This window comes from Parafrankia sp. EUN1f, assembly GCF_000177675.1.
Classification (GTDB): Bacteria; Actinomycetota; Actinomycetes; order Frankiales; family Frankiaceae; genus Parafrankia.
Map to the genome: position 1 here is coordinate 1 of NZ_ADGX01000291.1, position 4,577 is coordinate 4,577.

Consider the following 4,577-nt stretch of genomic DNA (forward strand, 5'->3'; position numbering starts at 1 on the left):
GACCCTGTGACGATCTTGACGGACGCGGTGAAGAACGCCGCTCTGGACGAGGCAGCCACGATGCTCGGCTACCTCTCCGCCCACAGCGGCTACAGCTCGATCGGCGGCAACGAATCCAGCAGCGCCCGGCAGGGCCTCGCCTGGGACGCGGCCACCAGCGCGGTCGTCGCGATGAACGGCGCCGAGAGCCTGGCGATGCCGGCCGGCAGCACGGTGTCCTGGCTGGGCCTGTGGTCCGCGGTCACGGGCGGGACGTTCCGCGGCATGCTCCCGAACAGCGGGGGCGCGGCCGCGCAGGCGTTCACCGCGGCGACCACGGACACCCTGACCTGCCCCGGGCATGGGTACAGCAACGGCCAGCGCGTCACGATCCTGCCCGGGGTGAGCGGCGCTGTTCCGACCGGTCTCACCATCGGCGCCATCTACTGGGTGATCAACGCGGCGACGGACACCCTGCAGCTGTCGACCACGCAGGGCGGCTCCGCGGTCGACATCACCGCGGCCGGCGCCGGCCTGCTCCAGCGGATCAGGGTGGAGACGTTCGACGCGGCCGGCACGATCAACGTGAACGCGCTGACGCTGTCCCTCGCTGGCTGACGATGGTCGACTACGAGCTGCCGGCGCTGTCGACCCTCCCGCCCGACATCTGGGGTGGGGAGATCGTCGGCGCGTTCGGCGCGTTCGACGCCGAGGTCGAGGCCCCCCGGGGGCTGCAGGCGCTGCGCTCGTGGCGGGCCGCGCTGGCGGGCAGGTGGTACGCCCCGGCCCGGGTCGTCTGCATCGGCAGCTCCACCACGGCCGGTGTCGGCGCGACCGCGCTGGACCGCCGCTACGTCAACAAGTTGGGCGACCTCCTGCACGCCCGGTACAACCCGGCCGGCGTCGCCGGCGGGGTGCACGTCGCCGGCGTCGACAGCGGCTGGACGACCTCGGGCACGGTCGGAACCAACGGCCTGGGCCTCGGCCTGCAGTCCGTGACCCTCGCCATCGGCGCGACGATGAGCCGCACGGTCAACCCGTGCGATCGGATCACGGTCCTGTTCGAACAGGGCCCGGGAGCCGGCCAGTTCACGGTTGCCATCGATGGCGGCGGCGCGACGACCGTCACTCCGGACACCACCGGGTCCGCGGGCCGGCACGACGGCACCTGGACGTCCAGCGCTCTGACGCTCGGCTCCCACAGCGTCGTGATCACAGCGGTCGGTGCCTGTGTGATCAGTGGGGCGTACTTCCACATCGGGGACTATGCGGCCGGTGTGCAGGTCTACCAGTCCGGGAAATCAGGGGCCGTCGCCAACGACTTCACCGGCGGATCGATCCCCACCCGGGTCGCCCAACTCGGCGCCGGCCTCGCCGTCGTCATGCTCGCCAGCAACGACTACTCCACCGGCGTCGACCCGGCCGTCACCGGCGCGAACATCACCACCCTGTGCACGAACATCAAGGCCGCCGCCTACCCGCCGCCGTCGATCGCGCTGGACGGCACCTATCGCAGGCTGGACACGACCGCGCCGGCCTACCCGTGGCGCGCCTACCTCGACGTGATGCAGGAGATCGCCGCCAACGACCCGGCGAACATCGCGTTCAGCGACCTGTCCAGCCACTTCCCCGCGTCTTCCAGCGCCGACCACTGGAACCTGATCGACACCGACCTGACCCACCCCACCGACCGTGGGCACGCCCACCTCGCCGATGCCGCCGAGCAGGCGCTGCGCGCACCTCGCCACGCCGCCATGCGGATCCACACCCCGACCCGCACCGCACCCGACGAGCTCACCGGCCTGCTGTCCTGGTGGGACGCCAGCAGCCTGAGCCTGGCCAACAACGACCCGGTCAGCTCGTGGGCGCCGCGGGCCGGCGCCGAAACCGCGCCGCTGACCCAGTCCGGGACCAACCGGCCGACGTTCCTCACCAACCAGATCAACGGCTTGCCCGCCGTCAGCTTCGCGGCCGCCAGCTCGCAGAGCCTCGACACCGGCGCCTGGACAGCCAGCTACCCCGTCCCGATCACCATCGCCGCCGTCGTCCAGATCGGCCTCAACGGCGCCACCCCGCAGAACCTCTGGACCGGCCGCAACGGCGTCTACTGCTACGCCGGCACCACTCCGACGATCCTGCAGGTCGGCGCTGGCGCCGCCGGTGAGCTGAACTCGAGGGAATCGCCCGATCTGGCCTGGCACGTGATCGTCGTCGTCTACAACGGCAGCTCCTCACGGATCTACTGGGACAGCCGCTCGCTGACGACCCGTGGCACGACCGGCACCGGAGCATCAGCGCAGATGCCCGGTACCCGGATGGCAACGAACTCGGGTAACACGGCGAACTACCTCAACGGCATGTTCCGGCACTACGCCGTGTTCAACCGGGCCCTCGCCTCGGCGGAGGCCGCCGGCCTCGTCGCCTACATGGCCCACGAGCACGATCTCGAAGTGGCCTGACCATGCCAGCGTTCGGCCTGGGTCGCTTCGGCCTCGGCGTCTTCGGCATTGGTGAGGTCGCCGACGTCGAGGGCCAGGCCGCCAGCCCCGTGGATGTGGGCGGCCAGGCGACCGCGGACGTCACCCGGCAGGCCAGCACCAGCGGCCGCACCGCGGCGACCGGCACCACCACCGCCAGCCGAGCCGCGGCCACCACGGCCGCTGGCCCCCTCAGCCTGACCGGAGTCCCCACCGCGGCCCGGGCCGCGGCCGGGTCACCGACCGGCCTGGCCACCTTCTCCGGCGCGGGCACCCTGGCCGCCATGGCGACCGCGGCCGGCACCGACCCGCTGTCCGTCACCGGCCTCACGTCCACGGCCCGGACGGTGCCGACGAGCACGCCCGTCCGGATGCTGCTCGTCGGCACCGTCACCACCTCGCGCGAGGCCACCGCGGCCGCGACCGCCACGCTCACCACACCGGCCGCCGGCGAGGCGGCCGCGGAGAAGACCATCACCTCGACGGCCGCCGTGGCCGAGGGCGGAACCGGAACTGGTGGGCGCATCACGACCGCCGCCGGCGCGAGCACGGCGCAGCAGGCCTCCCGCGTCCAGGCCGGCCGCCTCGTCCCCACCGCGGCCGCCGACGAGCTCGGAGCGGTCGGCCTGGTCGACGCGGCCGCCAGGCCCACCGGCAGGGCTCGCTCCCACAGCCACACCACCGGCGCCACCGCCACCCAGGCCGGCCATCACGTCCACGCGGCCGGCACGCTCGGCATCCTGCTCGGCACGGCGACCGCGACCACCCTGCACCAAGCGACAGGCACTGGAGCCCTCGCCAGCCGAGGCACCGGAACCGCCAGCCGGACCACGACCGCGGCCGGCGCGGCAACCGCCGCGGCGAACCTGCGCGGCCGAGGCGTCATCCCCACCCCGTGGCGCCCACCCGTCGCCGAGGCAGGGTTCGACGTCGTGCAGCGCGCCGTCTACGAACGGCTCGCCGCCGACCCGACGCTGATGGGCATCGCATGATCACCGGCGTGTTCGACCACGTTCCCGAGGACGCGGCCCGGCCGTACATCACGCTCGGGCCGATGATCGAAACCCCGGACAATACCCATTCCGGCTACGGCCGGCAGGCCGTCCTCGACGTCCACATCTGGACCGAGGCCCGCGGCTACCTCACCGGCAACCAGATCGCCGACCGCGTCGTGGCCCTACTCGACCACCAGCGCCTGACCATGCCCGGCCGGAAATGGATTTCCACCAGGTACGAGTTCGGCCAGGCGCTGCCCGACCCTGACCCGCGGATCCGCCATCACCTGCTCCGGTTCCGCATCACCAGCATGATCATTCAGGAGGTCTGACATGGGCATGGACGGCTTCGGCACCCAGCTGCGCCGAGGCAACGGCGCCACTCCGATCGAAACGTTCACGACCATCGCCGAGGTCACCAACATCAGCGGCCCCAGCATGGAGCGGGAGACGCTCGACATGACCTCCCACAGCTCGCCCGACAAGTGGCGGGAGTTCATCGGTGGGATCAAGGACGGTGGTGAGGTCTCGATCGATATGAACTACGACATCGGCGAGGCCACCCACAACGCGCTCCAGGAAGATTTCGACGACGAGGATCCTCGCCACTTCCAGATCGTGTTCCCGGATGACGTGGAGACGGCCTGGGAGGTCAACCTCGTGCTCACCAAGCTCGAGCCGGAATATCCGTACGACGACAAGATGGCTTGCAGCGCGGCCTGGAAGGTCAGCGGCAAGCCGAACCTCACCGCACTCGGGAGCTAACACCTGATGAGCCTGCTGACTCGTGACGCGATCCTTGCTGTCGACGACCGGAAGTCGGTCGACGTGGAGTGCCCGGAGTGGGGTGGCACGGTCCGCCTGCGTTCCATTTCCGGGGCGCAGCGCGACCAGTTCGAGCAGTCCTGCCTGGTGCAGAAGGGCAAGACACGCCAGGTCAACATGCGTAATGCCAGGGCGAAACTGATCATTCTGTGCGCGGTCGACGAGGACGGTGCCCGGATGTTCTCCGACGCCGACCTCGCGCTCCTCACCAAGAAGAACGCGAAGCCTCTCGACAGGCTGTTCGGCGAGGCACAGAAACTCTGTGGTCTCAGCGACGACGACATGGGCGAGCTGGTCGAGG

At 70.9% G+C, this 4,577-nt stretch carries 5 protein-coding genes and 1 pseudogene; all 6 read left to right on the forward strand.

The window, feature by feature from the left end; translation table 11 throughout:
* Window positions 1-597 (forward strand): annotated as a pseudogene (locus FREUN1FDRAFT_RS37975) (hypothetical protein); the annotation flags it as partial.
* A 2-nt stretch (window positions 598-599) separates the two neighbouring features.
* A complete protein-coding gene (locus FREUN1FDRAFT_RS37980; RefSeq protein WP_006545755.1) occupies window positions 600-2,438 on the forward strand; it encodes an SGNH/GDSL hydrolase family protein in 1,839 nt (612 codons plus the stop codon).
* Between the two features lie 2 nt (window positions 2,439-2,440).
* The gene (locus FREUN1FDRAFT_RS37985) at window positions 2,441-3,448 is read left to right on the forward strand and encodes a hypothetical protein (RefSeq protein WP_006545756.1); all 1,008 of its coding nucleotides are present in this window, start codon (window positions 2,441-2,443) and stop codon (window positions 3,446-3,448) included.
* Complete coding sequence (locus FREUN1FDRAFT_RS37990; RefSeq protein WP_006545757.1) at window positions 3,445-3,783, forward strand: DUF3168 domain-containing protein; 339 nt, start codon at window positions 3,445-3,447, stop codon at window positions 3,781-3,783. The genes FREUN1FDRAFT_RS37985 and FREUN1FDRAFT_RS37990 overlap by 4 nt, the downstream gene beginning before the upstream one ends.
* A 1-nt stretch (window position 3,784) precedes the next feature.
* A complete protein-coding gene (locus FREUN1FDRAFT_RS37995) occupies window positions 3,785-4,216 on the forward strand; it encodes a phage tail tube protein (RefSeq protein WP_006545758.1) in 432 nt (143 codons plus the stop codon).
* Between the two features lie 6 nt (window positions 4,217-4,222).
* The coding region (locus FREUN1FDRAFT_RS38000; protein ID WP_006545759.1) for a hypothetical protein at window positions 4,223-4,577 on the forward strand (355 nt) is incomplete at its 3' end.

Coding starts and splice junctions, on each gene's coding strand:
- FREUN1FDRAFT_RS37990 (WP_006545757.1), top strand. CDS start 3,445: ATGATCACCGGCGTGTTCGACCACGTTCCCGAGGACGCGGCCCGGCCG.
- FREUN1FDRAFT_RS37985 (WP_006545756.1), top strand. CDS start 2,441: ATGCCAGCGTTCGGCCTGGGTCGCTTCGGCCTCGGCGTCTTCGGCATT.
- FREUN1FDRAFT_RS37995 (WP_006545758.1), top strand. CDS start 3,785: ATGGGCATGGACGGCTTCGGCACCCAGCTGCGCCGAGGCAACGGCGCC.
- FREUN1FDRAFT_RS37980 (WP_006545755.1), top strand. CDS start 600: ATGGTCGACTACGAGCTGCCGGCGCTGTCGACCCTCCCGCCCGACATC.